The sequence below is a fragment of the Chitinophaga sp. genome (assembly GCF_035564935.1).
Classification (GTDB): Bacteria; Bacteroidota; Bacteroidia; order Chitinophagales; family Chitinophagaceae; genus Chitinophaga.
Map to the genome: position 1 here is coordinate 1 of NZ_DATMTE010000738.1, position 2,276 is coordinate 2,276.

Genomic DNA, 2,276 nt, shown 5'->3' on the forward strand with positions numbered 1-2,276 from the left:
ATATTATTAGATACGCCGGACATACCATTTATTACAAATTTACCGTAGTTTGCAATTTAATAAGTGGAGTCTATTGTCAGCCAATCAATCATATAGGGAGAAAGAACTGTTGCAGCGCCTTGTGGAAGGAGATGAGTTGGCATTCAGGCGGGTGTTTGAGCACTACCGGGATATGGTATATGCAAAAGCGCTGCATTTCATGAAGGATCCGGCACTTGCTGAGGATATTTTGCAGGATGTATTTCTCCAGGTGTGGCGGCATCGTGGGCGGCTGGAAGCAGTTCAAAACTTTCAGGCCTATCTTAATGCGATATCCAGAAACATGATTTACAGTCATTTTCGAAAAATGGCCAATCATTCCATACTATTGGAAAAATTAACGGATCAGCAGGAAGATGCTCCGGCGCCGGATATTATAGCTGGTATTGAGGCCAAAGAACTTCAGGAAGCGCTGCACTCCGCTTTGGGCCTGCTCACCAACCAACAGCGAAAGGTATTTGAACTGAGCCGTCTTAAAGGCTTATCTCATATGGAGATTGCCACTGAACTTAATATGCAGCGGGAAACGGTTAAAAAGCATATCAGCGATGCGCTCCGCACGATTCGCGGGAATCTCCACCGCTTTCCCATATTGGTACAAACCGGTATATTGCTATACCTGTATACCCGCTAAAAAAAACTTTATTTTTTTCTTCCCCTATTTTGTTGTTCATGCGTCATAGTTAATATGGCCGATGAATATCTCAATTACTTATTAAGGCAGTACCGCCTTGGCCTGCTTAGCCCGGAAGAGCGTGTACAACTGGTACAGGCGTTTGCGGACCAGGAAAACGAAGCGGATATCCTGAATTGGATTGATGGTGAGATGGACCTGGTTAACACAGATGCAGTGCTGCCGCCGGAACGGGCAGAGAAGGTTTTTAATGCCATACTTGCGCAGGAGCCTGCCCGTACCGGTAAGGGGCTGGTACGCAATATTAAGGTTTTCCGGCGCTGGTGGGCGGCCGCTTCAATTGTGGCGCTCGTAGCTGCAGGAACTTATATCTGGACTGTGGTGGCCCCAAATCGCTCTGGCAGAAGAAATCATTTGGCAGAGATTGCACCTGGCAAACAAGGTGCTGTGCTAACGCTTGCTGATGGAAAGCAGGTTGAACTGGATTCCATCAGAAACGGTACTATTGCATTGCAGGGAGGTGTTACTGCAAAGGTAATTAATGGTGAACTGTTTTACGAAGGAGATGGACAGGAAGTAATGTACAACACGATATCTACTTCAAAAGGAAGGGAGTATCATATGACGTTGCCTGATGGATCAGTAGTTTGGCTGAATTCTATGAGCTCCATCCGTTATCCAACTGCTTTTACCGGTAAAGAACGACGTGTCGAAATTACCGGCGAGGCATACTTTGAAGTGGCAGCGAGCGCTCAAAAGCCCTTCCGCGTGCATACTAATAACCACGTTAATGTAGAGGTGCTTGGTACTCGGTTCAACATAAATGCCTACGGAAACGAAGAGGTAATCAACACCACATTGGTGAATGGCCGCATACGGGTCAATAATGTAATCATTCATCCGGGCCAGCAGGCACTCGTCAAAAATCATAAAGAAAGTGCAGATGTGCCAGATTCCATTGTAGCAATTGTGCAGAACGCGGATATAGACAAAGCAACTGCCTGGAAGAACGGTTTTTTTAATTTTGAAGATGTAAAGCTGGATGATGCCATGCGGCAGCTGGAGCGATGGTACGATATTAAGGTGGTATATGAAAATGGGGTTCCTGACATTGAATTGAAAGGTAAGCTATCCAAAGGAGTTACATTGAATGAATTGATTGGCGTATTAACGGATTTAGGGGTAAATGCCCAATTGAAAGATCAGGAGTTGAGCGTATCTGTGAAGAAATTATACTGATTGTCATAATGATTAACAAGTGTCTAAACGTTTATTTATAGACGTTTGCCAGCGATAACTGTTATTAAAACCAACCAAAAAGGACCGCTGCGGAATATGCTGCGGCGGTAACCTGACCAGCTGGCTGCTAAGGCCTGGCCAACCATTTATTAACCAAATCAATTGCAAGGTATGCAAAGTAAAAGCTTATGGCTATCCGCTTGCAGCGGAGGCAGCTCTGTCCCTTATCTACGCTCTTTCACAGGATGGCGCGCTCCATTCAGGCTTACTGTAATAATATTGTTCACCTGCCTGCTTCAGTTCAGCTCCAACACTGCTACCGCACAGAGTGTGACGGTTTCCGGAAAGAACCTTTCTTTAGGAC

The 2,276-nt window shown here is 45.4% G+C and carries 3 protein-coding genes; all 3 read left to right on the forward strand.

The genetic code is table 11. The annotated features are described in order from the left end of the window. Positions 1-73 precede the first annotated feature (73 nt). Complete coding sequence (locus VN105_RS19110) at positions 74-673, forward strand: RNA polymerase sigma-70 factor (protein WP_325643150.1); 600 nt, start codon at positions 74-76, stop codon at positions 671-673. Between the two features lie 54 nt (positions 674-727). Further along, positions 728-1,912, forward strand: a complete 1,185-nt coding sequence (locus tag VN105_RS19115) for a FecR domain-containing protein (RefSeq protein ID WP_325643152.1) — start codon at positions 728-730, stop codon at positions 1,910-1,912. A gap of 171 nt (positions 1,913-2,083) precedes the next feature. Beyond that, the coding region (locus VN105_RS19120; protein ID WP_325643154.1) for a hypothetical protein at positions 2,084-2,276 on the forward strand (193 nt) is incomplete at its 3' end.

Excerpts from the sequence above, each read along its gene's own strand:
- VN105_RS19115 (WP_325643152.1), top strand. The coding sequence starts at position 728 with ATGGCCGATGAATATCTCAATTACTTATTAAGGCAGTACCGCCTTGGC.